Raw genomic sequence first — 23,722 nt, 5'->3', positions numbered from 1 at the left:
TCCTGGAGGGCGGTCGCTCGGACGTGTCGGCGCGAGGAACAAGTGTTTTCCCCTCACCAGTGACCGAGACGCGATACCGGCGGTTCCACCGGTCCCACCACACCTGGTAGCTGCACTCACGGGTAGTCAATGGGGTTGCACTACCTAATGCTCCCGGTCACTGCACCCCTCGACCCAGTCCTCACCAGTCCTTACAGTCAGCACAGACCAGCTGGTCCCCGTCACGCCAGCGCCGCTCGACCGGCTCCCCGCACGCGCCACACGTCGCGGCGTCGTCGCTCCACGCGTAGGTCGAGACCGCCGGGTCGACGTCGGCCGCGCCGACTGCCGGGACGTCCCCACTGTCGTCCTCGGTGTCCGACGTCGTGTCGGGACCCGGGTCGGCAGCCGCCGGGTCGTCGCCGGCGTCGGACTCGTCGCCGTCTGACATGAAATCGTCCAGCGATGCGTCGTCCATGCGCCGTTCTCGAACGGCCGCGACCTTAGGGGTAGCGGGACAGCCCGCAACCACGAGAACCAAGTACCAGCGCTCGCAACCGCCGAGTATGGTCGACCTCATCGGCAACGTTACGACGATGATCACCGAGTTCACGAACATCGCGCTGTCGGACCCCCTGAGCGCCATCCTCATCCTGTTCGGGTCGCTGTTCGTCGGCGGCTCCGTGCTGGCGTTCACGTACCTCACGCTCGGGGCAGTCGTCGACCTCGTGACGCCCGAGGTCAGCGAAGGGCCTGCCCGGCAAGCCTGATCGCGTCCGCCAGGTCCGGTCCGAGCGGCGACCCGACGACGAAGCTGTCGACGTACTCCCGGACGGCAGCCATCTGTTCTTCGACCTGCGTTTGCGTCCCAGCGATGCAGAACGCGTCGATCATCTCCTCGGTCACCAGTCCGAACGCCTCGCTGAACTCGCCGGCTTCGATGGCCTGGCCGACCTCGGTCGCTCGCTCGCTGTCCAGATCGTGTCGATCTAACACTGGTGGCGCGGCACCGCCGGCGATGAACGCGACCGGCGGTCTGGCAGCCTCTCGGGCCGCTTCCTCGTCCTCGGCGACGCTGACGCTGGCGTAGGCCGCGAAGTCGAACTCGCCGCGCTCGTCTGGCCGTTCCTCCAGGCCTTTCTCGACCTGCTCGGCCGCCCACGCGAAGTCTCGCGGGTGCGACCCGTTGTAGAGGACGCCGTCGGCGTGTTTGGCTGCCATCCGTATCATGTGCGGTCCCTGGGCACCGACGTACACCGGAATCGTGCCGGGCACCTCGTACTCCAGGGCCGCGTCGTTGGCGGTGAAGGTGCCGTCGAGGTCGACGGACTCGCCGGCCCAGAGGTCCTGGGCGGTCTTGAACGTCTCCAGTACTCTGCGGAGCGGCTTCTCGCGCTCGACGCCGAGCGAGGAGAGCGTCGACCGGTCGCCCGGGCCGACGCCCATGACCGCGCGGCCGTCGCTGACTTCCTGGAGGGTCGCGACCCGCGAGGCAAGCGTCAGCGGATGGCTGTCGTAGGGGTTGGCCGCCGCCGGGCCGAGCGCGACCTCGTCGGTCGCGTCGGCGATCCGCGACAGCGTCACGAACGGGTCGCGGTTGAAGTAGTGGCAGGCCGCGAAGACGGCGTCGAAATCCGCCTCCTCTGCCGTGACTGCGAGTTCGGTGAGCTCTTCGACTGGATGTTCCGGGGTGAGTTCGATCGCTTTCATGAGTCTTGGTACTGCCACTCGCGGAGTGCCTGCTGCACGAAGTCGCCGTCCAGGTCGCGGTACAGTTCGTCGCTGCCCGCGTGGTCGCCGAACGCCCAGTCGCGAACGACGGTCACGGGCGTTCCGCCCGCACCCTCGCCGGCGACGAGGTTGCTCGCGGCGGCCAGTTCGTCGACCACTGACTGGACGGTCACGTCGAGTTCGCGACCGTCGCGGTCGCGTTCGCCCCGCCAGTCGCGGCTCGCGGGCATGCCCGCCCAACCGAGCGCGACCCCGCGCTGGCCGTGTCGGAACGGGCGGCCCGACGTGTCCGTCACGACGACCGGGACGCCGAGATCGCGATGGAGCGCTTCGGCGCTCGCGCTCGGGTCCTCGGGGAGCAAGAGCAGGTCCGCGTCAGGCACGTTCGAGCGGTCGATGCCCGCGTTGACGGTCGTGTGGCCGAACCGCGTCCGCGTCAACAGGAACGGAGCCTCCATCAGCAGGTCCGCGCTCTCCTCGATCACGGCCTGGGCGAACCGCGGGTCCTTCGACTCGCCGGTCACGCGCTCCAGCCGGGCGGCGATGGCCTCGGCCCGGTCGCCCGCGGCGAAGTCGTCGAGCGACGCTCGTCGTCCCTCGGCCTTCGAGACGACCGTACTCGCCACGACGACGACGTCGTCAGACCGGAGGCGGACGCGCTCGTCGACGAGACTGGCCAGGTCGTCGCCCGCCTCGACCTCCGGGAGCCCCGGAACCGCGAACACTTCCATACCCTCACTGCGGAGTGGCCACCAAAAAGGACCGCGTTAGGAGCAATGTCGGCCAAAATAGGCAACAATTTCCGGATCTGTGCGCGCGGTGGGTTCGACGGACCGGTCTGGCGCCGGCACCGAGGTGCCGACGGCATAAACACCCGGACATCTGTGGCCGTAACTCTCAGGTATCTTAAATCCGAATATGGGTGGGTCTTTTTATATTCTGTATAAAAATGACCGGCTATTGTCGCGGGGGGATATATCAGGTGTGGACAATAGATTGAAGTGGCGGAACTGGCGAACTATCGAGTGCACGGTGACTCCGATGGCAACCGCAACTCGATCCCGACTCGCCGTTCCCGAGGTCGATCTGAAGCTCCTGGTAGCGACGTGTGCGTTGATCGCGGCCGAGGGCTGGTTCCTGACGACGCAGACGCAGTCGGTCGTGTTGCCGCTGATCTGGATGGCGCCGATGGATCTGTTCCTGCTGGTCGCCGCCGTCGACGAGACGGTGGCGCTCGGTGAGGTGGCGATGATCCTGTTTTTCGGCCGGTTCATCCTGCTCCCGTTCATGTTCCTGGCCCCGATGAACAGCTTCCTGCTGTTTTACGGGCTGTTCATGGCGCCGGTCGACGTCGTCATCGTCGGTTACGTGCTGCGGTCTGCCGGAAACACGGCGCTCGGTCGCGCTGCGGGCTGATCGGGTCACCGCTCACTCTCGTTCCCCCACACTGCGGCTCCGGTCACCACTCCCCTCCGGATCCGTTCCCCTCGCGGCGGGGCGCTCCCCTACCCGCCGCGACGTCCCCCACGGCGGGGTTCCCCCTTTCCCCGCCACGCTCCACTCTCTCCCGTTCACTCAGCCGGCGGCACTGCCGACGCGTCACCGCTCGTGAACCGTGACGGACAGCTCCCCGTTCTCGACGTGGGCCGTCAGCATCGACGTGCTCGTCGCCGGCGCCGCGCCGGTCGCGCTCCCCGGATTGAGCAGTCGCACGCCGCCGACGGTCGCGTCCAGCAGTTCGTGGGTGTGACCCGAGACGCCGACCGTCGGTCCGTCGCCCGCGTGCTCGCGGACGGTGGTCGCGACGCGCTCCTCGTACCCGGTTTTGCTTCCGGTGCCGTGCGTGACGACGAACTCCACGCCGCCGAGGTCGACGGTCTCGACCGTCGGCAGACCCAGCCCCCGGTCCATGTTCCCCGAGACGGCCGTCAACGAGGTGGCGAGGTCCTCGATCGTCGCCAGGACGTCCATCCCGTCGAAGTCCCCGGCGTGGATGACGTGGTCGGCGCCCCGGACCCGCTCGCGAACCCAGGTCGGAAGGCGGTTCGCGCGCGACGGAACGTGGGTGTCGCTGATGATCGCGACGTTCATGGCCGGTGGTTTCGCTGCCACCTACAAAAGTCGTCCCTGCTGGCGCTCTCGGGACGGGACTTTTGGTCGCACCGGCCGCAGGCTTCGCCATGGAGGAAACCCACGTCGTCACCTGCTTCCTGCGCAATCGCGGGCGCGTCCTGTTGTTCCGTCGGAGCGGAGAGGTCGGCTCCTACACGGGCCAGTGGGGCGCCGTGGCGGGCCACGCTGCCGAACCCGGTTCGGACGAGCCCGACCCTGACTGGGCCGCCCGCCAGGAGATCGACGAAGAGGCCGACCTCGCCGACGCCGTCACGCTCGTGCGCCGCGGCGACCCCTTCACCGTCGAGGACGCCGACCTGGGGACACGCTGGGTCGTCCATCCGTACCTGTTCGATTGCGCGACGCGCGACGTGACGCCGAACGAGGAGACGACCGAGTACGAGTGGGTCCCGCCGACCGAGATGCTGCGCCGCGAGACCGTCCCCGACCTCTGGACCTCTTACGATCGGGTCCGGCCGTCAGTCGAGACGGTGGCCGACGACCGCGAGCACGGCGCGGCCTACATCTCGGTCCGGGCGCTGGAGGTCCTCCGGGACGCGGCTGCGCTGGCCGCCGACCGCGACGCGGGCGACTGGGACTCGCTCGCGTCGCTCGCCGGGGAACTGCTTGCCGCTCGCCCGACGATGACGGTCGTCGCCAATCGCGTCAACAGGGTGATGGCTGCCGCCGTCGCGGACCGCACGGCTCGTGCCGTCGAGGACGCCGCTCACGAGGCGATCGACGCCGCGCTGGAGGCTGACGATGCGGCGGCCGAGGCCGCCGGGGAGACACTCGCGGGGCAGCGGATCGCGACGCTCTCGCGGTCGGGGACCGTTTCGACTGCGCTCGCTCGCGCCGACCCCGAGGCGGTGCTGGTCGCGGAGTCCCGGCCGGGTCGCGAGGGCGTCGGCGTCGCCGAAGCGCTCGCTGCCGACGGCGCGGACGTGACGCTCGTTTCGGACGCCGGGCTGGCGTGGGAACTCGCCAACGGCGAGTACGACGCTGTGCTCGTGGGGGCCGACACCGTCCTCCCGGACGGGCGCGTCGTCAACAAGGTCGGAACGCGCGCTGCTGCCCTCGCGGGCGCCCACGAGGACGTCCCGATCTACGCGGTCGCGGCCAGCGACAAGATCAGTCCGGACTCGGCAGTCGACGTCGAGACCGCCGACCCCACCGACGTGTACGACGGGGACGCCGACCTCGACGTGTCGGTCCCGCTGTTCGACGTGACGCCACCGGACCTGCTGGCCGGCGTCGTCACCGAGGACGGCCTGCTCGACGGCGATGCGGTCCGGGCCGTCGCCGACGAACACAGCGCCAGGGCGGCGTGGCAGGACTGACCCCGGGATTCAGGACTCGTCCAGCACGACCGGAATCCCGGCCTGGGCCACGTCGGCGGCGAAGGCCCGGGAATCGGCCGCCAGGGTCGAAAACGTGTTGTAGTGGACGGGCAGGACGAGTTCGGGCTCCATCACGGCCGCGAGCGCGGCGGCCTCGTGGCGGTTCATCGTAAAGCGCTGGCCGATCGGCGGACAGAACAGCGAGACGTCGACCTGTTTGTGTCCCGGCAGCACGTCCGTGTCGCCCGTCCAGAGCACTCTCGTTCCCTCGACGTCGACGAGGAAGCCGCAGCCGAACCCCCGCGGATGGTACGGCGTCCCGTCGGGGCGCGTGTGCGGGCCGCCGGGTTCGTTGTACGCCGGGATCGTCCACAATGGCACGCCGTCGACGGTGCGGCTCTCTTTCATACCCACTTCGACCACGTCGTACGGGAGATCGACGACCGGCGGGAGGTCGCGGTCGACGTCGCGACCGCTGATGCCCTCGAAGGCAACGATGGTGGCGTCGTCGCTGGCGACCCGCTCGATGCCCTCCGGGTCGTAGTGGTGGACGTGCGTCACGCAGATCACGTCGCCGTCCTCCGGGCGATAGTCGCGGCTCGGTGGGTGACCGACGCCGTCCTCGTCGGGTTCCCACTCGCCGGTGAGGACGCCGTAGCGGCCGGGGTCCATGTAGACGACGGTGTCATCGCCGGCGACCCGGAGGGTGGCGTAGCCCAGCCACTCGGCGGTGAGCCCGTCGTGTCGGACTGTCATTTTCCGGAGGTATGTCCCGCAGGACAATGAAGGCGGCTGCTTGCCGACGGCCCGACCGCGGGCGGCGAGATGTATGGGCTTTTCGCCGCGTGTCCCATACAGTCGGCTGGTGGCAGTGACGAACAGCTACCTCCTCTGAGACCCAGTTTCTATTAGTAGATCGGTGGCTTGGTGGACTCCCCAGCAGTGCCAGGTCTCAGTGACCGTGCTGTACTCAGGACGTGTCTCGGTCGTCGGACGGTCACTCTGGTCGATAGGGGTTGGTTGCGGTGTTGAGACGGTAGACGTCCTCGACGGCATCGAAGTCGTCGTCGAACGCGTAGAGATATCCGAGCCCGTCTGCCTGCATATACGCGACAATCGCGGCATCGACGAACGAGAACTGCTCGTACTGCCGGAAGAGCGCTTTCGCCGTGGCGAACGCGTCCGCAGTCAGGGAGTCGATGTGAAAGCGCCTGTTCTCTTCGACTCGGTCGAGGAAATCGACACCGGCGTCGTGACCAGCGTGCGTCGTCAAGCCATTCAGCGTCTCCGCGAGCACGTAATCGAGGACCACTGCTTCCGGTAGGTCCGCCGAGTCGATCCCTGTGAGGATGGGAAGGGCGTCGTCGTGTGCCTCGTCCCGACGGTACACCGATGCGAAAAGAACCGACGTATCGACGAGTGCGCGCGGCATTTAGTTGGCGTCGACGCCCCACGCGTCGTGTTCGGCCGTGACCTTCGTCTCCCGATCGCCTTCGTAACCGTCGAAGTCGCTGAACGTCCCGCTGCGCTGTTGGACGACCTGAACGCGAAGCGTGCCGTCGTCCTCGACGTGCCAGCGGAGTGTGTCACCGTCGTCGATATCTAACTCGTTACGGATGCGGGCGGGAATGTTCGCCTGGTTCCCCGAGACCTTGCTCTCTGAGTCGACGCCCTCACTGCTCATAGACGAAACAAGGAGAGCATCCTTGAAAAATGTAGTGTGCGGTCACACTACCAGTGGCCCGCCACTGAGCGTTTCCTCTGTAGTCAGCGCGGTCTTTCTGTCACGATACCCGGGTTTGCGGTCTGAGACCGGTTCTGGAACGGATTGCTTTTCAGCCACGGACTGGGACCTCCGGCTGGTGGCCGTGACGAACAGTTACTCCCTTTGAGCCCCAGTTTCTATCAATAGATTGTTGGTCTTATCGAATTCTCCAACAGTTACAGGTTCCAGTGGTCGTACTGCATACAAGGCGTATATCGGCCACATCCGGGATTCCGGGAGACCGGTTAATCATCATCGGCAGTGTATGCACCGCCGCGACGTTTGATTCGTGCGACGACGAGACGCTGGTCGCCCCGTTTGAACGTTACTGAGAGACGAAACTCACCGATTCGTATCTTCTTATATGGGCTGTTCTGGAGCGGTTCACCGTAGTCGGGCGGATCACGCCACGGCGAGTCGACAACCTCATCGAGTTTGTCGAGGATCTGATCCTGTTCAGCAGGATCGAGTGAACCGATATCGTCCTGTGCTGTCGAGGAGAGTTCCCACACCCATCCGTCGTCACTCATCGTTCGTGCCGAACTGCTCGCGTGCCTCGGCAGCACTCATCGTCTCCCCCTCGCGGACCTCTTCCTCGGCTTTGAGCAGTGCGATGAGTTCGTCGCGGTCGAACGTCGGAAATTCGATCGCGTCCCGGAGCGTATAGCGAATGAACTCACTTCGGCTGTTGAAGCCACGGCCCTGCCACGTGTCGTCGATGTCGTCGAGGAACGACTCGGTGGCCTTGAAGTTCACCGTGACGATTTCGTCTCCGTCGTCACCGCCTGTAGTTGCTTCAGACATATAGAAGTAATACGTTAGTCTTACGCATAGTCGTTTCGTCCGATAGCAGGCATACCTCTGTCCGAAGTGTTTCTACCGACTACGCGTTCTGTAGTCAGCACGCTCTTTTTATCACGGTACGCTGATTTGTGCGGTCTGGGGCGGTGCCGGAACGGATTGCTTTTCAGCCACGGTCTGCAACCTGCGACTGGTGGCAGTGACGAAATGTTACCCCCGCTGAGAGCCAGGTTCTATTAATAGATTGGCTGTCTCGACGGTTTCCCCAACAGTGACAGGTTTCTGTGGAGGTGTTGTATACTCGACATGTATCGGTTGCTGACCAATGTCAACAGAAGTATGAATAGATTCCGAACGGGGCTGCCCGGGCAAACAATTAACCGATGTCAACGCCAACGTCAACGTAACGATGGCAACAGCCGACGAGCAGATTCGAGTCAGCGACCGGGTGAAGCGTATCCTCGATCGACGCCGGCACGAGGGTGAGTCGTACAACGATGTCCTCGAGCGTGTTCTCGAAGAGGAAGAAGGCGGGGACTTCTATGACGGGTTCGGCCGGTGGTCAGACGAGAAGGCCGAGCGGGTTCGCGAACAGCGCGAGCAGGCCAAAGAGAAGCGGAAAGCGCGGATGCGGCGACTGGGCGGTGACGAGGGCGAGGACCCGGACGCATGAAGGTTCTCGACGCGAGTTTTCTCATCGACTACCTCAACGGCGTCGTGGCGACCAAGGAGTTCTACGAGGACGAAGGTGGGGACTCCGAGCGGTGGGTGATTCCGGTCCCGGCGTACGCCGAGGTGTTGGTCGGGGAAGGGAACTTCCCGGGTGGCGATGTGGAGGATGCCCGTGCTGACCTCGCGTGGGGCGAGAAACACGCTGTCGACGAACACACGGCTGTCCTCGCAGGTGAGATTGCAAACGAGGTCGGGCCCGAGGGTCCGTTCCTCGGCGGTCTCGACGCGCTTATCGCCGCCGTCGGGCGTGAGCTAGATGCGCCGGTGGTTTCGGCAGATGGAGATCTCACGCACGAAGAGACCAAGAAAGTCGTTGATGTGGAAGAATACTGAGATTGCTCCGACTGGGTAGCAGATAGACGTGACCGACGAACCTTCGTGAAGTCCGGTTTCGGTGTGACCACACGCGGTTGCAGGTAGAGGGTAGAACGGATTGCTTTTGGGCCACGGACTGCAACTTGCGACTGGTGGCAGTGACGAACAGTTACCCCCTCTGAGAGCCAGGTTCTATTAATAGATCCGTCGGAAGCAACAGTCAGTTTCCGAAATCAGTACTTGGATACGTCTACCGACGATAGCCGAGAGTGATGGCCGAGGGATCAGACTCGTTCAACTACCTCGCTACAGACGACATCCTCGCGATCCACGAGCTGATCGTCGAGTCGAACGAGGATACTGAGGCTGGCGTCGCCTCGACCGGCGACATCGAATACGCCGTCGAGCACATCCGTGAGGGTCACTTTGGCCACGTCCCCGAGTCGTTCCACGAGAAAGCGTTCCAGCTACTCCGTCTCATCGACGTCAACCATCCGTTCGTCGACGGGAACAAACGAACGGCACTCATGTCGGTCCGTGTCTTCTGCGCGTTGAACGGACTGGAGTTCGCGTACGACCGTCAGATCAAGGAGATTCTGAAAACGTTGGCTACGGACGAAACGAACGTCGAGAAAGAAGTCGTTCTTTCGTATCTCCGCGAACACACTGAGCCACTCGAACCGGAATACAAAGCGACAATCGAGTTGTGGTTAGCACAAATTATGGACGCTGAACGAATCCCGGATGATATCGAGCCCGACCCGTCCGAGAGCCAGAACCGCGGTGAACCCAACGATTATGACTCAGACTCGCGTAGTAACAACTAGATATGGCTGCTGAGAGCGACGGACCCAGTCTGCCGGACGATCTGTCACCCGAGGAGGCCAGGCGATACCTGATTCGGTTCCTCGGAAGACAGGATCTCGACGAGCACGAAGAGATTTACGAAGAACTCGCGTACGAGTGACGGTCCGTCCGATTCGATAGACGAGTTTTTCCGACACGGCACTCTATCTCTCGCTGGTGGCCGTGACGAACAGTTACCCCCTCTGAGCCCCTTGTGACGAGGAATTCACCCGAGCCACCACTCTCAACGTGGCGTACCATCACTCCTGATACAAACACGACGCCTGCCCAGCGACAGCGTCAGTCGACTCTGTTCTGTCACTGGTCGTGATATTATTATGCATATTAGGTCATCATCACTCTAACCTGCCGTCTGGCGATTTGGGGGTATATAAACGGGCATCTCTTTATACGGATGGGCCGAATTTTCAGGTACGGTCGAACGGCCCCGTCTGGGGCCAGGTGTGGTAACCCGACCGGAGGTGTGACCCAGATGGCACTCAAACTCAAATCTACGAAGACGGTGACTGGCGGACTAACGGCGGACTACGATGCGGTGCCGAGCCACGTGGCGACCTGCCCCGAGTGTGAGAGCAGCGTCCTCGACGGGCAGGGAGTGCTCGGGTGTGTGGACTGCGGCTGGAACGGCTTCGTCGCCTAATCCGGCTGTTCTTTCGTTATACCGGCCACGGACATTTTTCTGCTACCGATCGACGAGTGGTAACACCGTGGCGTCGGCTGGTGAGATACTACCCGGCCCGTAGTCCGAGCCGGTGTTGGAGTGGACCGCCAGGTCCTGTCGAAACGACTCGCCTGCGAACTGCGCTGCTGGCCAAGCTGCGGCTACGCGGCGAGCGAGTCGAAAAAACGTGAGAGTTACGGAGCGATCTAGTCGTCGGCGGGCGCGGCGCCGCTGCCTTCGGTCTGCTTTTTGGTGTGGGGGAGCTTCCCGCCGTCGGCGAGGATCTCGCGTTCGCGCTCGGAGGCGTCGAGCGTGGCGGTGAGTTCCCAGTCGTCGTTGACGCGGACGGTGAACTCCTCCTGCCCCGAGCGAACGGCCTCGGCGACGTCGTCGACGATCTCGATGTCGTCGCCCTGGTCGATCTGCTCGTAGTCGTCGGCGTCGATCGAGAGCGGGATGATGCCGAAGTTGAACAGGTTCGCCTTGTGGATGCGGGCGAAGCTCTGTGCGAGGACGCCCTCGATACCGAGGTACATCGGGCACAGTGCGGCGTGCTCACGCGAGGAGCCCTGGCCGTAGTTCTCGCCGGCGACGAGGAAGCCGCCGTCGGCGTCGAGCGCGCGGTCGGCGAAGGTGTCGTCGACGCGCGAGAGGGTGAACTCGGAGAGCTTCGGGATGTTCGACCGGTACATCAGGATGTCCTGGGTCGCAGGGATGATGTGGTCGGTCGTGATGTTGTCGTCCATCTTCAGGAGCGCTTCCCCTTCGATGTCGGCGTCGAGTTCGTCCTTCAGCGGGACGTCGCCGATGTTCGGGCCCTTGACGAGGTCGTCGTCGACGGCCTCCTCGGGCTCGATGATGTCCGTCTTGGAGCCGTCGAACTTGTCGGGCAGCTCCAGACCGGGTGCCTCCATGTCGCCGAGTTCGTCCGCGAGGTCACGCGGGTCGACGATCTCGCCTTTGATGGCTGCCGCGGTGGCAACCTCGGGCGAACAGAGGTAGACGTTGTCGTCTTCGATCCCGGAGCGACCCTCGAAGTTGCGGTTGAAGGTACGCAGCGAGACCGAATCGGAGGCGGGCACGTGGCCGATGCCGATACAGGCACCGCACGTCGCCTCGGAGAAGTTCACACCGGCGGCCATCATCTCGGCGCTCCAGCCCTGGCGGGCGAGGATCTCGGAGGCCTGCTTGGAGCCGGGTGCGACGATCATCTCGGTCTTCATGTCGACTTCGCGGCCTTCCAGCATCTTCGCTGCCGGGAGGATGTCCGCGTAGCCGCCGTTCGTACAGGAGCCGACGATGACCTGCTCGACGTCCTGCCCCTCGACTTCGCGGACGGGCACGACGTTGTCGGGCATCGAGGGCTCGGCGATGAGCGGCTCGAGCTCGGAGAGGTCGATGGTGATCTGGTCGTCGTACTCGGCGTCCTCGTCGGGGCCGATCTCGACGTACTCGTCCTCACGGCCGACGCGCTCGAGGAAGTCTCTGGTCTTCTCGTCGGTCGGGAAGACCGAGGAGGTAGCACCGAGCTCGGTGCCCATGTTGGTGATGGTCGTCCGCTCGGGCACGGTGAGCGTCTCGACGCCCGGCCCGGTGTACTCGAAGATCTTGCCGACGCCACCTTTCACGGAGAGGCGGCGCAGCATCTCGAGGATGACGTCCTTGGCGGTCGCCCACTCGGGGAGTTCGCCTTCGAGACGCACGTTGACGACTTCGGGCATCTCGATGTAGTAGGCACCGCCACCCATGGCGACGGCGACGTCCAGGCCACCGGAGCCGATGGCGAGCTGCCCCATCCCGCCGGGGGTCGGCGTGTGGGAGTCCGAGCCCAGCAGCGTCTTGCCGGGGGCCGCGAAGTTCTCCTTGTGGACGTTGTGGCAGATACCGTTGCCGGGGCGCGAGAAGTACGCACCGAACGTGCCTGCCGCAGAGCGCAGGAAGCGGTGGTCGTCCGTGTTCTTGAAGTCGAACTGGTAGGTCTGGTGGTCACAGTACTGTGCGGCGAGTTCGGTCTGGACTTCGTCCAGGCCGAGCGCCTCGAACTGCAGCCATACGAGCGTGCCAGTCGTGTCCTGTGTCAGGACCTGGTCGATCTCGATGCCGATCTCCTCACCGGTTTCGAGTTCGCCTTCGACGAGATGATCGTCGAGAATCTTCTCAGTAAGCGTCTGTCCCATAACGTCTGACGGTGACGGGTCCGTGCCCATAAATCATGCGAGTTAATTCAATTAGTGTATTCCACTGTATCCCACAGTACTAGTATCCCTTTGACCTGTTTTCGGTCCTTCACGGACAGCTTTTTGACGCGGTAGATACTAGATAAACAGTTAGTGGTGACTGGATGCGTCGTCGCGCCTGCGAGGCGCCGCGGACCGGCAGTGTTTTACTCACGCTCGCCACCTCACCAGGCATGTTCAGAAGCGGGGCCTTTCTGGCCGAGCAACTCGGCGACCTCCGGGACGAACAGGTACAGCCCAACGGTGTCGACCTCACGCTGGGTGCCGTCTTCGAGCAGACGAGTCCTGGCCGCATCGAACGCGACGGGAAGACCATCGGCGACCGCCGCGAACTCACCCCTGCGGAGACCGACGACGGAGAACTCTACCGACTGCAGCCGGGCGGGTACGTCGTCAGGTACGCCGAGCGCATCGCCATCCCGGAAGAACACGTCGGTTTCCTCTACCCCCGCTCGTCGCTGTTACGTAACTCCTGCATGCTCGATACGGCCGTCTGGGACGCTGGCTACGAGGGTCGCGGCGAGGGGCTGCTTGAAGTCCACCACGAGATCGAACTCGAACCCGGTGCTCGCATCGCGCAGTTGGTGCTGGCCGGTGCCGATCACGAGGGGACCTACGACGGGTCGTACCAGGGCGAACATCTGTAACTCTGCGCGACTTCCGCTTCGAAACTGAAGCACTATTTATATGTAGACCTGTCCAACCTCCTCCAATGAGCGACGCGGCGGGTGACCCGGTGGATCGTGAACCAGTCGCGGTGACTGGTGAGCGCCAGATCCGCGTCCTTCACGTCGACGACGAGTCCACCCTGGTCGAAACGTCGGCAGTCTGGTTAGAGAAGGTCGGCGACCGGCTCTCGGTCGTGACCGAAACCAGTGCGCAGGACGCGCTCGACCGACTGGCCGAGGACGACGTCGATTGCATCGTCAGTGACTACGACATGCCGCGGATGAACGGCCTGGAGTTCCTCGAAGCCGTTCGCGAGACCCACCCGGACCTCCCCTTCATTCTCTTTACCGGGAAAGGCAGCGAAGAGATCGCCAGCGAAGCGATCTCGGCGGGCGTCACCGACTACCTCCAGAAGGAGGTCGGCACCGATCAGTACACCCTATTGGCCAACCGAATCGAGCGGGCCGTCGGCGAACAGCGAACCGTCGACGCGCTCGAAGAGAGCGAGCGGGTGCTCTCGACGCTGATGAGCAACCTGCCGGGGATCGTCTACCGGGCTCGGAACGAACGGCACTGGCCGATGTCGTTCGTCAGCGACGGGTCGATCGACGTCACTGGGTACGAGCCCGACCAGTTGACGAGCGGCGACGTCTCCTACGGCGAGGACGTCGTTCATCCCGAGGACCAGGAGGCCGTCTGGGAGGCGGTCCAGGCTGCGGTCGACGACGGCGTGCCGTACAAACTGGAATACCGCGTCGAGACGAAACAGGGGGAGACCCGCTGGGTCTGGGAGCAGGGCCGCGCCGTCGAGACGACCGCGGACGGGACTGCCGTTCTGGAGGGCGTCATCACGGACATCACCGAACAGAAGGAACGCGAGGGCCAACTCCGGCAGACGAAACAGCGCTACCGTCGCGTCGTCGAGCAGAACCTCTTTGCGATCTACATCATCCAGGACGGCGTCATCCAGTACGTCAATCCCAAGGCGGCCAGCGTCTTCGGCTACACGCCCGAGGAGATGACTGACGGCATGACTGCCTTCGACATCGTCGCCGAGGAGGACCACGACCTGTTACGGGAGAACATCGACCGCCGCGAGCAGGGTGACGTCGGAGAGTTGCAGTACGAACTGACCGGCGTCCGGAAGGACGGGACGGAGTTCGTCTTCGAGGTTCACAGCGGCATCATCGAGTACGAAGGCGAGCCCGCACTGCTCGGTGCCCTGATCGACGTCACCGACCGCAAGGAACGAGAGCGCGAACTCGAACAGTACGAGACAATGGTCGAGACGGTCGGCGACGGCGTCTACGTCCTCGACAACGACTTCCGCTTCGTGACCGTCAACGAGGCGATGACGGACCTGTCCGGGTACGGTCGCGAGCAACTCGTGGGTTCGTCGGCCAGCCTCATCCTCGACGAGGCGGACACCGAAAACGCCCTCGCTGCGCGCGACGAACTCCGCGACGCCGATCAGGAGGTGGGCACGCTCGCCCTCGACGTCCAGACCGCCGATGGCGAGTCGATCCCGTGTGAGGTCCGGTTTCGCCTCCTCGCGGACGACGACGGGGCGTACCAGGGGACGGCCGGCGTGATCCGCGACCTCACCAGACAGAGCGCGTCGGAACCGGATCTGGCCGACCAGCACTAATCGAGCGACCGGTTCGCCAGCGTGGACGCTCGCGACGTGTGGGATTCTGAGAAGATGGTTGCGAGAGAGACGCTCGTACCGTCCGTCCGGCGTGCGGTAGCAGGAGCCGTGTGGTGGTCTGGGTCGTGTGGTGGCGCCGTGACGGTGGCGTTGCGTCGGTGCGGTCGCCGACTCGGTGCGTGTGGAGCGGAGCCTTGGGTACGCAGCGCCCGAGCAGGCGGGTACCGCACGACTAGTTATCGGGAGGAACAGTATATGCTATATGCCTATCTCGTTAGGTAGCTGGCCAGCGGGAGTCACTCGGGATCGAACAACTCCGTGAAGACCTTCCGCTCGGCCGCGCGGAGGTGCTGGTGGAAGGTCGGGCGCGAGATGTCCATCGACTCGGCGAGTTCGTCGCCGGAGACGGGGCGGGGCCACTCGAAGAAGCCGCTGAGGACCGCAGACTGGAGCGCGGTCTGCTGGCGGTCGGTCAACCGGTCTTCGAGCGCCGCCCGGAACTCCTGGCGGGTCTCGACCGGGCGATCGTGTTCGTGGTAGCCGACGAGGTCCGTTCCGTCGTACCGGTCGGCGACGAACTCGAAGAACTCGCGGGCGCTGGCCTTCGCCGGCAGTTCGACCGTCACACGCGCCTGCCCCGCTTCGCTCGTCAACGCCTGCATCACTGCCCCGCGGTCGGCCAGCAGTTCGACGAACGCGTCGGTGACGATGAACTCGAACAACTGCTCGTCCTCGTCGGCGAGACAGGCGGCGCTCTCGACGCCCGCCTCTTCGGCGGCGGCCAGCACTGCCTCGGCGTCGGCTCCCGACGCTTCGGCGAACAGCCGCAGGGCGCCGTCCGGTTTGTAGACCGAGCCCGCGTAGGTCAGGTGGCAGTTCGCGGCGGCGGCGACCCGGTTGAACAGCAGGTCGTCGTCGCCGACGGTGAACTGCAGTTCGACGACCTGGTCGGTCCCGAGGATGCGCCCGGTCTCGATGGCGTTGTAGGCGTTCGCGATGGCGCGGCCCAGCGTCGAGAGCACGGCCTGCTCGTGTGCGTCGAACGCGTCGGGATCGGTCGTGTAGACCGTCATGACGCCGTACTCGGTGTCCTTGTAGGTCAGCGGCACGGCGATCGCTGCCCGGAGGCCGTGTTCCGAGTCGGCCGCGAACTCGCCGGTCTCGGCACCGGCGGTGAACTCCTGGTGTCGCGTCCGTCCCTCGCGGAGCGCCTGGACGCTCGGCCCCGGTTCGTCGGCGTCGAGCGGGAGCGACAGGTCGGCCACGTCGAGGTCGGTCTCGCCGGCCCACGCGGTCGGTTCGAGCGACCCGCCGCTGACGCCGACGTCGCCGATCCACGCGAGGTCGTAGCCGTCGACCGCCGCGAGCTGGTCGCACACCCGCTCGTTGATCTCCGTGTGGGTCGCGGACTCGACGAGCACCTCGATGACGTCGCGGATGAGGCCGTTGATCCGGGCGAGCAACTGTCTGAGCTCGTGTTCGCGCCGGCGGCGTTCGAGTTCGAAGCTGACCCACTGGGTGAGTAGTTCGACGAACTGGCGCTCGCTCTCGGTGGACGGCTCCGTTCGCGCCTCGCGTGCGGCGAAACAGAGGGTCCCGTACAGCTCGCCGTCGACGGTCACCGTCCCGCCGAGATAGCAGCCCAGTCCGTACTTCTCGTAGGCGGGATCGTCCTCCCACCCTTCCTCGGTGGCGTCGGTGACCGCCAACGGCCCGTGCGCGTCGATGGTCTTCCGACAGTACGTCTTCGACAGCGGCTGGTCGGTTCGCTCGGCGAACTGCTCGTCGTTGCCGTCGTCGACGACGATCCGGAAGCCGGCCTGCTCGGGGTTCACTTTCGGGTCGATGACGGCGAGAAACCCTGATTCGAGGCCGACCCGCTCGCGGCCGATGTCGAGGACGTGCTGGACCTTCTCCTCGAAGGTCAGGTCCGTCCGCGAGGAGACCGCGGTGAGCTCTCTGAGCGCGAGTTCGCTGTCTCGGAGCTGCCGTTCCAGTTCCTTCCGCTCGGAGATGTCTCGGGTGATGCCGACGGCCGCCCCGTCGCTGCCGTTCCGGTCGATCCGACTGAGGCGGGTTTCGGCCGTGATCGACTCCTCGGCGGTCGGCAGGTCCATCTCCACTTCGATCTGTTCGCTCTCGCTGTCGCCCGACAGTACCGCGTCGCGGCGCTGCTGGTAGTGCGTGAGCGTCCCCTCGTCGATGATCCCGGCCTCGGCGTAACTCTCCGCCGACGCGTCGACCAACTCGGTCGCTGGCCGGTCGAGCACCTCGCTCGTCCGCTCGTCGACGAACAGCCGATCGCCGTCCTCGTCCAACACGAACGCGCCCTCCCGCATCGTCTCGACGATCGTCTCGTAGGTGTCGAGGGCCGACCGTCGACCCACGTCGTCGAGCGCCCGCTCGACCCTCCGTTGAAGGAGGCGCTTCCACTCTCCCTCGTACTCGACGACTTCCCGCGCGCCGGCGTCGAGGAGATCGGTGGCGCTCTCCTCGCTGTCCGGGTCGCGCAGGACGACCACGGGGACGCTGTCGTGGTCGGCCGACTCGAACACCGGCAGCACGTCCGGTCCGTCGGCCGCGTGGCGGGTGACGAGACACGCGGGGCTGTCGTCACCGGTGACCTCCCTGGGAATCCCGTCGGCCTGGACCGTCTCGACCGTCGTCTCGTCGAGCGACTCCAGCGCGGTCACTATCGACTCCCTGCACTCGCTGTCCGGGTCCACCACGAGAACCCGTCGGCTCCGTCCCATACGTCAGCTACCGGCGAGACGAACCCACCGGGAATAAAGCTCGCGGCGAGGTTTCAGATTCTGATTTTCACCGGCGGCGGAAGGGATACGGTGTCACGGCCACATCTGGTGTACCATGACGCGCGTCGCGCTCATCGCCCACGACGAACGGAAACCCGACATCATCGATATGGCCCAGGCGTACGAGGAGACCCTCGCCGATTACGACCTCCTGGGCACGGGGACGACCGGTCAGCGGATCACTGAAGAGACCGACCTGACCGTCGAGCGGAAGGCCTCCGGCCCGCTCGGTGGCGACGTGCAGATCGCCAGCGAGGTCGCCGACGACGCCGTCGACGGCATCGTCTTCCTCCGCGACCCGCTGACCGCACAGCCCCACGAACCGGACATCTCCGCGCTCCTGCGCGTCTGTGACGTCCACGACGTCCCACTGGCCACCACGGAGACCGGCGCCCGCTACCTGCTCGACGGCCTCGACGCGGAGTAGGGGCCACGCCTGGCCGTCAGCGGCCTCGCCCAACAGTTACGTCCGATCGTCCCCTAACGCACGTCATGGCACACCAAACAGGGGAGTCGGGTCACGACGTCGGTGAACCCAGCCAGCAGTGGCGCGAGTACCGGGGTGCGCCGACGGGGACCGACATCGAGTGTCGGGGCTGGCGGCAGGAAGCGGCCCTCCGGCTGCTGAACAACAACCTCGACCCCGAGGTCGCCGAGAACCCCGAAGAGCTGGTGGTGTACGGCGGGACCGGACGGGCCGCTCGCTCCTGGGACGCCTACGACGCCATCCTCGCCGAACTCCGCGACCTCGGCGACGCCGAGACGCTGCTGGTCCAGTCCGGCAAACCCGTCGGGCGCTTCGAGACCCACGAGCGCGCGCCCCGCGTCCTCGTCGCCAACTCGAACCTCGTCGGGAAGTGGGACGACTGGGACCACTTCCACGAGCTCGAAGCGAGGGGCCTCATCATGTACGGCCAGATGACCGCCGGCTCGTGGGCGTACATCGGTACTCAGGGCATCATTCAGGGGACGTTCGAGACGCTGGCGGAACTCGCTCGTCAGGAGTTCGAGGAAAATTCCCTCGAAGGGAGGGTCGTGGCGACGGGCGGCCTCGGCGGGATGGGGGGTGCCCAACCCCTCGCCGTCACGATGAACCACGGCGTCTGCATCGCTGCGGAGGTCGACGAAGACCGCATCGACCGCCGCATCGAGACCGGCTATCTGATGGACAAAACGAGCGACCTGGAGGTCGCTCTTCAGCAGGCTGCCGAGTACGCCGACCGGGGCGAACCGTACAGCGTCGGCGTCCACATGAACGCCGCGGACATGCTGGCGGAACTCGTCGACCGCAACGAGATCCCCGACGTCGTCACCGACCAGACGAGCGCCCACGACGAGTTAGAGGGGTACTACCCGTCGGGCTACACCGTCGCGGCGGCGGACGCCCGCCGCGAAGCAGACCCCGAGACGTACGTCGCGGAATCGCTGGACACGATGGAACGCCACGTCCAGGCCATCCTCGACCTTCAGGAACGGGGCGCGGTGGCGTTCGAGTACGGCAACAACATCCGCGGCCAGGTCCGGGAACACCGCGGGATGGAGACCGCGTTCGACTTCCCCGGGTTCGTCCCCGCGTACGTCCGGCCGCTGTTCTGCCGGGGGAAAGGACCGTTCCGCTGGGTAGCGCTCTCGGGCGACCCCGACGACATCCGCCGGACCGACGAGGCCGTCACGGAACTGTTCCCCGAGAAGGACGCCCTCCACCGCTGGATCGACCTCGCACAGGAGCAGGTCGAGTTCCAGGGGCTGCCGTCGCGGGTCTGCTGGCTCGGCTATCGAGCAGCCGACGACCCGGACGGTCTCACCGAACGCGCTCGCTTCGCCCTGCGCATCAACGACCTCGTCGCGGACGGGGAGATCGCGGCACCGATCGTCGTCACCCGCGACCACCTCGACGCGGGGAGCGTGGCCTCCCCCAACCGCGAGACGGAAGCGATGAAAGACGGTTCGGACGCCATCGCCGACTGGCCCATCCTGAACGCGCTGTTGAACTGCGCGGCCGGCGCGGACGTCGTCAGCGTCCACGACGGTGGCGGCGTCGGCATCGGAAACGCGCTGCACACGAACAACCACGTCGTCCTCGACGGGTCGGACCTGGCCGCCGAGAAAGCGCGCCGGGTGTTCACGACCGATCCCGGGATGGGCGTCGTCCGGCACGCCGACGCCGGCTACGAGACCGCACTCGACGAAGCCGAGGCGTCGGGCGTTCCGATTCCGATGCGGGAGCGCGAGCGATGAGCGGGGAGGACCACCCGTTCACGCAACCGCCGGAGTGGGACGGGCCGTCGACCGATCCCAACGACGAGCAGTTCGGCGACGTGGTCTTCCCGGCGACGCTGACGACGGCCAGCGAGGAGACGGCGGTGCTGGTCGGCGAACCGTACGACGGCGCGGTGATCGGACGGCCGGGCGCCAGCGAGGGGCCGTCGGCGCTCCGCCGGGAACTGGCGGCGATGAAGACCCACCACTTCGACGCTGGCCCCGTCAGTTCGGTGGGCGACCTCGGTAACGTCGCGGCCATCGCCGGCGAGTGGACGACCATGCGCTCCAGCGAGGTCCAGGAGACGGTTCGAGACGTGGCCGCGCGCGTCTACGACCGGGGCGCGCTGCCGGTGTTCCTGGGCGGCGACAACTCGCTGACCTACGCCAACGTCGCGCCGCTCCTCGACCGCGGGTCGGTCGGCGTCGTGAGTTTCGACGCCCACCTGGACTGCCGCGAAGTGCGCGGCGAACCGACCAGCGGCACCCCCTACAGACAGCTCCACGAGGCCGGTCTCGACGCCTTCGCCGTCGCCGGCGCGCGTCACTTCGAGACGAGCACGACCTACGCCGAGTACGTCACGAGTCGCGGTGGCACCATCGTCACCGCCGACGAAGTGGGACTGGACACCGTGATGGCGGCCGACCGCTTGCGCGAGGCCATGGCCGACGTCGACGCGATCTACCTGAGCCTCGACGTGGACGTACTCGACGCGGCGGCCGCCCCGGGCGTGAGCGCCCCGACGCCGGGTGGGCTCACCACACGGGAACTGTACCGCCTCCTGCGGCTGCTGGCGACCGACGACCGGGTGGCCGGGTTCGAGGTGGTCGAGTGTGCACCCCCGCTCGACGAGGGCGACCGCACTGCTCGGGCGGGTGCACGTGCAATTGGTCACTTCCTGTCTGCCCTCACTGCCCGTGACGACTGGGAGGCCGGGGATGACTGACCTGACCGCCGTCGTCCACGACGCGGGCGAGGTGGTGACTGCCTCCGGACCGACCGACCCAGACATTCACGAGGACGCAGCCGTCGCCGTCGTCGACGGTCGCGTTGCAGCCGTCGGTCCCACGGACGCGGTGACCCGCGAGTATCCGCCGGCGAACGCGGCGACGGCCATCGACGCCGACGGCCGCGCTGTCGTCCCCGGCTTCGTCGATTCGCACACGCACGCGCTCTTCGCCGGCGACCGCGCCGACGAGTTCGCCGCGAAACTCCGGGGGAAGACCTACCAGGAAATCCTCGCCGAGGGCGGGGGCATCCTCCGAACGGTCCGCGCCGTCAGAGACGCCAGCGACGAGACGCTACTCGACAACCTGCTCGGGGAACTCGACGTCATGCTGGCCCACGGGACGACGACCGTCGAGGTGAAATCCGGGTACGGGCTGGATCGCGAGACGGAACTGCGAATGCTGGACGTGATCGCACGCGCTGACGACGCGCACCTGGTCGACGTGGTCCCGACGTTCATGGGCGCTCACGCCGTCCCAGACGGTCGCGACGTGGACGACTACGTCACTGCGGTCGTCGAGGAGCAACTCCCGGCGGTCGCCGACCAGGGGATCGCCGAGTTCTGCGACGTGTTCTGCGAGGAAGACGTGTTCACCGTCGAGCAGTCTCGACGCGTCCTCGAAGCCGGTCGCGACCACGGGCTGACGCCGAAGGTCCACGCCGAGGAGTTCACGCGACTCGGCGGTGCGCAACTCGCAGCGGACCTCGGGGCTGCCAGCGCCGACCACCTGCTGCACGCGACCGACGCGGACGCCGCTGCGCTGGCCGACGCGGCCGTGACGCCCGTCCTCCTTCCCGGGACCGCGTTCTCGCTGGGCGCCGACTACGCCGACCCCGACGTGTTCGCCGACGCCGGTGCACCGCCCGCGATCGCGACCGACTGCAATCCGAACTGCTACTCACAGAGCATGGGCTTTGCCGTGGCGCTGGGCTGTTCCGGCATGGGAATGGCTCCGGCCGAGGCGATGCTCGCGGCGACGCGCCGGGGCGCAGCGGCGCTGAATCGCGACGACGGGACGGGCACCCTCACCGAGGGCGCTCCCGCCGACCTGCTCGTGCTCGACGCTCCCTCGCACGTCCACGTCCCGTACAACGTCGGCGTGAACGTCGTCGACGCGGTCCTCAAACGGGGGTCCCTCGTCCACCGGGAGGGAGCGGCGTGAGCGACGCCGCGGCTGACGACCGACTGCCCGACGAGGTGACCGTCGACGGCGAAACGCTCGGGATCGCGGACGTGGTTGCAGTCGCTCGGGAGGACGCGCCGGTCTCGATCGACGACGACGCACGCGAGGCCGTCCGGACCTCCCGCGAGCGCGTCGAATCGCTGCTCGACACCGACGAGGCGGTGTACGGCGTCAACACCGGCTTCGGCGACCTGGTGACCGAGCGCATCTCCCGGGACGACCTGGACGACCTCCAGGTGAACCTCGTCCGCAGCCACGCCGCCGGCGTCGGGCGCGAACTGACCCGCGAGGAGGTCCGTGCGATGATGGTCGCGCGCTGCAACACGCTCGTCAAAGGCTACTCGGGCGTCCGCGAGGTCGTCGTCGACCACCTCACGACGTTGCTGAACGAGGGCGTCCATCCGGTGGTGCCCTCCCGTGGGAGTCTGGGGGCCAGCGGCGACCTCGCCCCGCTTGCCCACATGGCACTCGTCTTGATCGGCGAGGGCGAAGCGGACGTGCCCGATGGCGAGGGATCCGAGCGAGTGCCAGGCGACGAGGCCCTCGACGCTGCCGGGCTCGACCCGATCGAACTCGCCCCGAAGGAGGGCCTGGCGCTCATCAACGGCACCCAGCTCACCTGCGGCGTCGGTGCCCTGGTCGTTCACGACGCCGCGCGGGCCGTCCGGATGGCCGATCTGGCCGGCGCGCTCACCACGGAGGTCACGATGGGGTCGACGGCGTCCTCGGACGCGGCGATTTCTGCGGTTCGACCGCACGACGGGCAGGCTGCGAGCGCCCGCAACGTCAAACGCGTGACCGCCGACTCCGACGTCGTCGAGTCCCACCGCAACTGCGACCGCGTCCAGGACGCCTACTCCATCCGGTGTCTCCCGCAGGTCCACGGCGCGGTCCGGGACGCCGTCGCCCACTGCCGCGAGGCCGTCGCGACCGAACTCAACAGCGCGACGGACAACCCGCTGATCTACCCGCGCGACCAGGTCAACGACTACGCCACCGGTACCGACGAAGTCGCCGTGCTCTCCGGCGGCAACTTCCACGGCGCGCCGCTGGCTCACCGGCTCGACTACCTCACCGGGGCAGTTGCCGACCTCGCGGCCATCTGTGAGCGCCGAGTCGATCGGATGCTCAATCCCCACGTCCAGGAGGACTACCTCCCGCCGTTTCTCGCGGCCGACAGCGGCGTGCGCTCGGGCTACATGCTCGCCCAGTACGCCGCTGCCGCGCTGGTCGACGAAGCCCGGACCCGCGGCCGTCCGTCCGTGGACAACGTCCCCGTCAGCGGCAACCAGGAGGACCACGTCAGCATGAGCGCCCAGTCGCTGTTCGAGGCGGAGACGGCCGTCGAGAACGCGCTGACCGTCGTCGCCATCGAACTGCTCTGTGCCAGCGAGGCCGCCGAGTACGTCGACGACGATCTCGCTCACGGCGTCGGGACCGGCGCGGCCTACGAGGCAGTCCGCGAGGTCGTCGACCCGCTCACCGACGACCGGCCGCCGAGTCCGGACGTCGATCGGGTGGCTGCACTGGTCGCCAGCGGACTGCTCGAAGCCCGCGTCACCGCTGCGCTGGAGCACACGCTGGAGTGAACAGTGCGTTG

General features: G+C 66.2%; 26 protein-coding genes. 15 read left to right on the top strand and 11 right to left on the bottom strand.

Features of this window, described 5'->3' with window-relative positions; genetic code table 11:
• Nucleotides 1-181: 181 nt before the first annotated feature.
• Nucleotides 182-457, bottom strand: a complete 276-nt coding sequence (locus tag ACFR9U_RS12995) for a DUF7573 domain-containing protein (protein WP_247380460.1) — start codon at nucleotides 455-457, stop codon at nucleotides 182-184.
• 88 nt (nucleotides 458-545) lie between these two features.
• Between ACFR9U_RS12995 and ACFR9U_RS12990 the strand changes: the two genes are divergently transcribed.
• Nucleotides 546-749 carry a hypothetical protein gene (locus ACFR9U_RS12990; protein ID WP_247380462.1) on the top strand — a complete coding sequence of 68 codons (204 nt, stop codon included), beginning with the start codon at nucleotides 546-548 and terminating at the stop codon, nucleotides 747-749.
• On the opposite strand, the gene ACFR9U_RS12985 is transcribed toward ACFR9U_RS12990, so the two are convergent.
• Both ACFR9U_RS12985 and ACFR9U_RS12980 read right to left on the bottom strand, forming a co-directional pair.
• Nucleotides 721-1,689, bottom strand: coding sequence for a 5,10-methylenetetrahydromethanopterin reductase (locus tag ACFR9U_RS12985; RefSeq protein ID WP_247380464.1), 969 nt, complete (start codon nucleotides 1,687-1,689; stop codon nucleotides 721-723). The genes ACFR9U_RS12990 and ACFR9U_RS12985 overlap by 29 nt on opposite strands.
• Nucleotides 1,686-2,441 (bottom strand): coenzyme F420-0:L-glutamate ligase, encoded by a 756-nt coding sequence (locus ACFR9U_RS12980; RefSeq protein WP_247380466.1) that lies wholly within the window; start codon nucleotides 2,439-2,441, stop codon nucleotides 1,686-1,688. The genes ACFR9U_RS12985 and ACFR9U_RS12980 overlap by 4 nt, the downstream gene beginning before the upstream one ends.
• A 310-nt stretch (nucleotides 2,442-2,751) precedes the next feature.
• On the opposite strand from ACFR9U_RS12980, the gene ACFR9U_RS12975 reads away from it, so the two are divergent.
• Entirely contained in the window at nucleotides 2,752-3,126 is a 375-nt protein-coding gene (locus ACFR9U_RS12975; RefSeq protein WP_247380468.1) for a hypothetical protein, read from the top strand.
• Between the two features lie 183 nt (nucleotides 3,127-3,309).
• On the opposite strand, the gene ACFR9U_RS12970 is transcribed toward ACFR9U_RS12975, so the two are convergent.
• Nucleotides 3,310-3,801 carry a metallophosphoesterase family protein gene (locus tag ACFR9U_RS12970; protein ID WP_247380912.1) on the bottom strand — a complete coding sequence of 164 codons (492 nt, stop codon included), beginning with the start codon at nucleotides 3,799-3,801 and terminating at the stop codon, nucleotides 3,310-3,312.
• 89 nt (nucleotides 3,802-3,890) lie between these two features.
• Here ACFR9U_RS12970 and ACFR9U_RS12965 point away from each other — a divergent pair, with 89 nt between their 5' ends.
• On the top strand, nucleotides 3,891-5,162 hold the full coding sequence (locus ACFR9U_RS12965) for an eIF2B alpha/beta/delta subunit family protein (RefSeq protein WP_247380469.1): 1,272 nt from the start codon (nucleotides 3,891-3,893) through the stop codon (nucleotides 5,160-5,162).
• A 9-nt stretch (nucleotides 5,163-5,171) separates the two neighbouring features.
• Here the strand turns inward: ACFR9U_RS12965 and ACFR9U_RS12960 are convergent, their stop codons facing one another.
• The 5 genes from ACFR9U_RS12960 to ACFR9U_RS12940 all read right to left on the bottom strand — a co-directional run bounded on the left by ACFR9U_RS12960 (nucleotide 5,172) and on the right by ACFR9U_RS12940 (nucleotide 7,731).
• On the bottom strand, nucleotides 5,172-5,918 hold the full coding sequence (locus ACFR9U_RS12960) for an MBL fold metallo-hydrolase (RefSeq protein ID WP_247380471.1): 747 nt from the start codon (nucleotides 5,916-5,918) through the stop codon (nucleotides 5,172-5,174).
• A gap of 241 nt (nucleotides 5,919-6,159) precedes the next feature.
• The gene (locus ACFR9U_RS12955) at nucleotides 6,160-6,594 is read right to left on the bottom strand and encodes a PIN domain-containing protein (protein WP_247380473.1); all 435 of its coding nucleotides are present in this window, start codon (nucleotides 6,592-6,594) and stop codon (nucleotides 6,160-6,162) included.
• On the bottom strand, nucleotides 6,595-6,846 hold the full coding sequence (locus tag ACFR9U_RS12950; protein WP_247380475.1) for an AbrB/MazE/SpoVT family DNA-binding domain-containing protein: 252 nt from the start codon (nucleotides 6,844-6,846) through the stop codon (nucleotides 6,595-6,597).
• A 326-nt stretch (nucleotides 6,847-7,172) separates the two neighbouring features.
• Nucleotides 7,173-7,457: a type II toxin-antitoxin system RelE family toxin gene (locus tag ACFR9U_RS12945; protein WP_247380478.1), complete on the bottom strand. Its 285-nt coding sequence runs from the start codon at nucleotides 7,455-7,457 to the stop codon at nucleotides 7,173-7,175.
• A complete protein-coding gene (locus tag ACFR9U_RS12940) occupies nucleotides 7,450-7,731 on the bottom strand; it encodes a ribbon-helix-helix domain-containing protein (RefSeq protein WP_247380480.1) in 282 nt (93 codons plus the stop codon). Before ACFR9U_RS12940 ends, ACFR9U_RS12945 begins: the two co-directional genes overlap by 8 nt.
• Before the next feature lie 406 nt (nucleotides 7,732-8,137).
• Here ACFR9U_RS12940 and ACFR9U_RS12935 point away from each other — a divergent pair, with 406 nt between their 5' ends.
• From ACFR9U_RS12935 to ACFR9U_RS12915, 5 genes are all read left to right on the top strand, one after another.
• Nucleotides 8,138-8,401, top strand: a complete 264-nt coding sequence (locus tag ACFR9U_RS12935; RefSeq protein ID WP_247380483.1) for an antitoxin VapB family protein — start codon at nucleotides 8,138-8,140, stop codon at nucleotides 8,399-8,401.
• A complete protein-coding gene (locus ACFR9U_RS12930) occupies nucleotides 8,398-8,793 on the top strand; it encodes a PIN domain-containing protein (RefSeq protein WP_247380485.1) in 396 nt (131 codons plus the stop codon). The genes ACFR9U_RS12935 and ACFR9U_RS12930 overlap by 4 nt, the downstream gene beginning before the upstream one ends.
• 254 nt (nucleotides 8,794-9,047) lie before the next feature.
• The gene (locus ACFR9U_RS12925) at nucleotides 9,048-9,602 is read left to right on the top strand and encodes a type II toxin-antitoxin system death-on-curing family toxin (RefSeq protein ID WP_247380487.1); all 555 of its coding nucleotides are present in this window, start codon (nucleotides 9,048-9,050) and stop codon (nucleotides 9,600-9,602) included.
• 2 nt (nucleotides 9,603-9,604) lie between these two features.
• Complete coding sequence (locus ACFR9U_RS12920) at nucleotides 9,605-9,742, top strand: hypothetical protein (RefSeq protein ID WP_247380489.1); 138 nt, start codon at nucleotides 9,605-9,607, stop codon at nucleotides 9,740-9,742.
• 372 nt (nucleotides 9,743-10,114) lie between these two features.
• Entirely contained in the window at nucleotides 10,115-10,282 is a 168-nt protein-coding gene (locus tag ACFR9U_RS12915; protein WP_247380491.1) for a hypothetical protein, read from the top strand.
• Nucleotides 10,283-10,509: 227 nt separating this feature from the next.
• Here the strand turns inward: ACFR9U_RS12915 and ACFR9U_RS12910 are convergent, their stop codons facing one another.
• Nucleotides 10,510-12,480 (bottom strand): aconitate hydratase, encoded by a 1,971-nt coding sequence (locus ACFR9U_RS12910; protein WP_247380493.1) that lies wholly within the window; start codon nucleotides 12,478-12,480, stop codon nucleotides 10,510-10,512.
• A gap of 164 nt (nucleotides 12,481-12,644) precedes the next feature.
• On the opposite strand from ACFR9U_RS12910, the gene ACFR9U_RS12905 reads away from it, so the two are divergent.
• Both ACFR9U_RS12905 and ACFR9U_RS12900 read left to right on the top strand, forming a co-directional pair.
• Nucleotides 12,645-13,187 carry a deoxyuridine 5'-triphosphate nucleotidohydrolase gene (locus ACFR9U_RS12905; RefSeq protein ID WP_282594367.1) on the top strand — a complete coding sequence of 181 codons (543 nt, stop codon included), beginning with the start codon at nucleotides 12,645-12,647 and terminating at the stop codon, nucleotides 13,185-13,187.
• 65 nt (nucleotides 13,188-13,252) lie between these two features.
• Nucleotides 13,253-14,857, top strand: coding sequence for a hybrid sensor histidine kinase/response regulator (locus ACFR9U_RS12900; protein WP_247380497.1), 1,605 nt, complete (start codon nucleotides 13,253-13,255; stop codon nucleotides 14,855-14,857).
• A gap of 296 nt (nucleotides 14,858-15,153) precedes the next feature.
• Here the strand turns inward: ACFR9U_RS12900 and ACFR9U_RS12895 are convergent, their stop codons facing one another.
• A complete protein-coding gene (locus ACFR9U_RS12895) occupies nucleotides 15,154-17,610 on the bottom strand; it encodes a bacterio-opsin activator domain-containing protein (protein ID WP_247380498.1) in 2,457 nt (818 codons plus the stop codon).
• A gap of 115 nt (nucleotides 17,611-17,725) precedes the next feature.
• Between ACFR9U_RS12895 and ACFR9U_RS12890 the strand changes: the two genes are divergently transcribed.
• From ACFR9U_RS12890 to hutH, 5 genes are all read left to right on the top strand, one after another.
• Nucleotides 17,726-18,097, top strand: a complete 372-nt coding sequence (locus ACFR9U_RS12890; RefSeq protein ID WP_247380500.1) for a methylglyoxal synthase — start codon at nucleotides 17,726-17,728, stop codon at nucleotides 18,095-18,097.
• Nucleotides 18,098-18,162: 65 nt separating this feature from the next.
• Nucleotides 18,163-19,908: a urocanate hydratase gene (hutU, locus tag ACFR9U_RS12885; RefSeq protein ID WP_247380502.1), complete on the top strand. Its 1,746-nt coding sequence runs from the start codon at nucleotides 18,163-18,165 to the stop codon at nucleotides 19,906-19,908.
• On the top strand, nucleotides 19,905-20,876 hold the full coding sequence (gene hutG / locus ACFR9U_RS12880) for a formimidoylglutamase (protein WP_247380505.1): 972 nt from the start codon (nucleotides 19,905-19,907) through the stop codon (nucleotides 20,874-20,876). The genes hutU and hutG overlap by 4 nt, the downstream gene beginning before the upstream one ends.
• The gene (gene hutI, locus ACFR9U_RS12875) at nucleotides 20,869-22,101 is read left to right on the top strand and encodes an imidazolonepropionase (RefSeq protein WP_247380506.1); all 1,233 of its coding nucleotides are present in this window, start codon (nucleotides 20,869-20,871) and stop codon (nucleotides 22,099-22,101) included. The genes hutG and hutI overlap by 8 nt, the downstream gene beginning before the upstream one ends.
• A gap of 23 nt (nucleotides 22,102-22,124) precedes the next feature.
• Nucleotides 22,125-23,711 (top strand): histidine ammonia-lyase, encoded by a 1,587-nt coding sequence (gene hutH / locus ACFR9U_RS12870; RefSeq protein ID WP_247380915.1) that lies wholly within the window; start codon nucleotides 22,125-22,127, stop codon nucleotides 23,709-23,711.
• Nucleotides 23,712-23,722 lie beyond the last annotated feature (11 nt).

It is taken from the genome of Halorientalis brevis, from assembly GCF_042678165.1.
GTDB classification, from domain to species: domain Archaea; phylum Halobacteriota; class Halobacteria; order Halobacteriales; family Haloarculaceae; genus Halorientalis; species Halorientalis brevis.
This window is presented reverse-complemented; position numbering and strand designations above follow the sequence as displayed.

What these genes read in the sequence shown, in the direction of transcription:
- ACFR9U_RS12995 (WP_247380460.1), bottom strand. Translation starts at nt 457, where the DNA reads ATGGACGACGCATCGCTGGACGATTTCATGTCAGACGGCGACGAGTCC.
- ACFR9U_RS12990 (WP_247380462.1), top strand. Translation starts at nt 546, where the DNA reads ATGGTCGACCTCATCGGCAACGTTACGACGATGATCACCGAGTTCACG.
- ACFR9U_RS12985 (WP_247380464.1), bottom strand. Translation starts at nt 1,689, where the DNA reads ATGAAAGCGATCGAACTCACCCCGGAACATCCAGTCGAAGAGCTCACC.
- ACFR9U_RS12980 (WP_247380466.1), bottom strand. Translation starts at nt 2,441, where the DNA reads ATGGAAGTGTTCGCGGTTCCGGGGCTCCCGGAGGTCGAGGCGGGCGAC.
- ACFR9U_RS12975 (WP_247380468.1), top strand. Translation starts at nt 2,752, where the DNA reads ATGGCAACCGCAACTCGATCCCGACTCGCCGTTCCCGAGGTCGATCTG.
- ACFR9U_RS12970 (WP_247380912.1), bottom strand. Translation starts at nt 3,801, where the DNA reads ATGAACGTCGCGATCATCAGCGACACCCACGTTCCGTCGCGCGCGAAC.
- ACFR9U_RS12965 (WP_247380469.1), top strand. Translation starts at nt 3,891, where the DNA reads ATGGAGGAAACCCACGTCGTCACCTGCTTCCTGCGCAATCGCGGGCGC.
- ACFR9U_RS12960 (WP_247380471.1), bottom strand. Translation starts at nt 5,918, where the DNA reads ATGACAGTCCGACACGACGGGCTCACCGCCGAGTGGCTGGGCTACGCC.
- ACFR9U_RS12955 (WP_247380473.1), bottom strand. Translation starts at nt 6,594, where the DNA reads ATGCCGCGCGCACTCGTCGATACGTCGGTTCTTTTCGCATCGGTGTAC.
- ACFR9U_RS12950 (WP_247380475.1), bottom strand. Translation starts at nt 6,846, where the DNA reads ATGAGCAGTGAGGGCGTCGACTCAGAGAGCAAGGTCTCGGGGAACCAG.
- ACFR9U_RS12945 (WP_247380478.1), bottom strand. Translation starts at nt 7,457, where the DNA reads ATGAGTGACGACGGATGGGTGTGGGAACTCTCCTCGACAGCACAGGAC.
- ACFR9U_RS12940 (WP_247380480.1), bottom strand. Translation starts at nt 7,731, where the DNA reads ATGTCTGAAGCAACTACAGGCGGTGACGACGGAGACGAAATCGTCACG.
- ACFR9U_RS12935 (WP_247380483.1), top strand. Translation starts at nt 8,138, where the DNA reads ATGGCAACAGCCGACGAGCAGATTCGAGTCAGCGACCGGGTGAAGCGT.
- ACFR9U_RS12930 (WP_247380485.1), top strand. Translation starts at nt 8,398, where the DNA reads ATGAAGGTTCTCGACGCGAGTTTTCTCATCGACTACCTCAACGGCGTC.
- ACFR9U_RS12925 (WP_247380487.1), top strand. Translation starts at nt 9,048, where the DNA reads ATGGCCGAGGGATCAGACTCGTTCAACTACCTCGCTACAGACGACATC.
- ACFR9U_RS12920 (WP_247380489.1), top strand. Translation starts at nt 9,605, where the DNA reads ATGGCTGCTGAGAGCGACGGACCCAGTCTGCCGGACGATCTGTCACCC.
- ACFR9U_RS12915 (WP_247380491.1), top strand. Translation starts at nt 10,115, where the DNA reads ATGGCACTCAAACTCAAATCTACGAAGACGGTGACTGGCGGACTAACG.
- ACFR9U_RS12910 (WP_247380493.1), bottom strand. Translation starts at nt 12,480, where the DNA reads ATGGGACAGACGCTTACTGAGAAGATTCTCGACGATCATCTCGTCGAA.
- ACFR9U_RS12905 (WP_282594367.1), top strand. Translation starts at nt 12,645, where the DNA reads ATGCGTCGTCGCGCCTGCGAGGCGCCGCGGACCGGCAGTGTTTTACTC.
- ACFR9U_RS12900 (WP_247380497.1), top strand. Translation starts at nt 13,253, where the DNA reads ATGAGCGACGCGGCGGGTGACCCGGTGGATCGTGAACCAGTCGCGGTG.
- ACFR9U_RS12895 (WP_247380498.1), bottom strand. Translation starts at nt 17,610, where the DNA reads ATGGGACGGAGCCGACGGGTTCTCGTGGTGGACCCGGACAGCGAGTGC.
- ACFR9U_RS12890 (WP_247380500.1), top strand. Translation starts at nt 17,726, where the DNA reads ATGACGCGCGTCGCGCTCATCGCCCACGACGAACGGAAACCCGACATC.
- hutU (WP_247380502.1), top strand. Translation starts at nt 18,163, where the DNA reads ATGGCACACCAAACAGGGGAGTCGGGTCACGACGTCGGTGAACCCAGC.
- hutG (WP_247380505.1), top strand. Translation starts at nt 19,905, where the DNA reads ATGAGCGGGGAGGACCACCCGTTCACGCAACCGCCGGAGTGGGACGGG.
- hutI (WP_247380506.1), top strand. Translation starts at nt 20,869, where the DNA reads ATGACTGACCTGACCGCCGTCGTCCACGACGCGGGCGAGGTGGTGACT.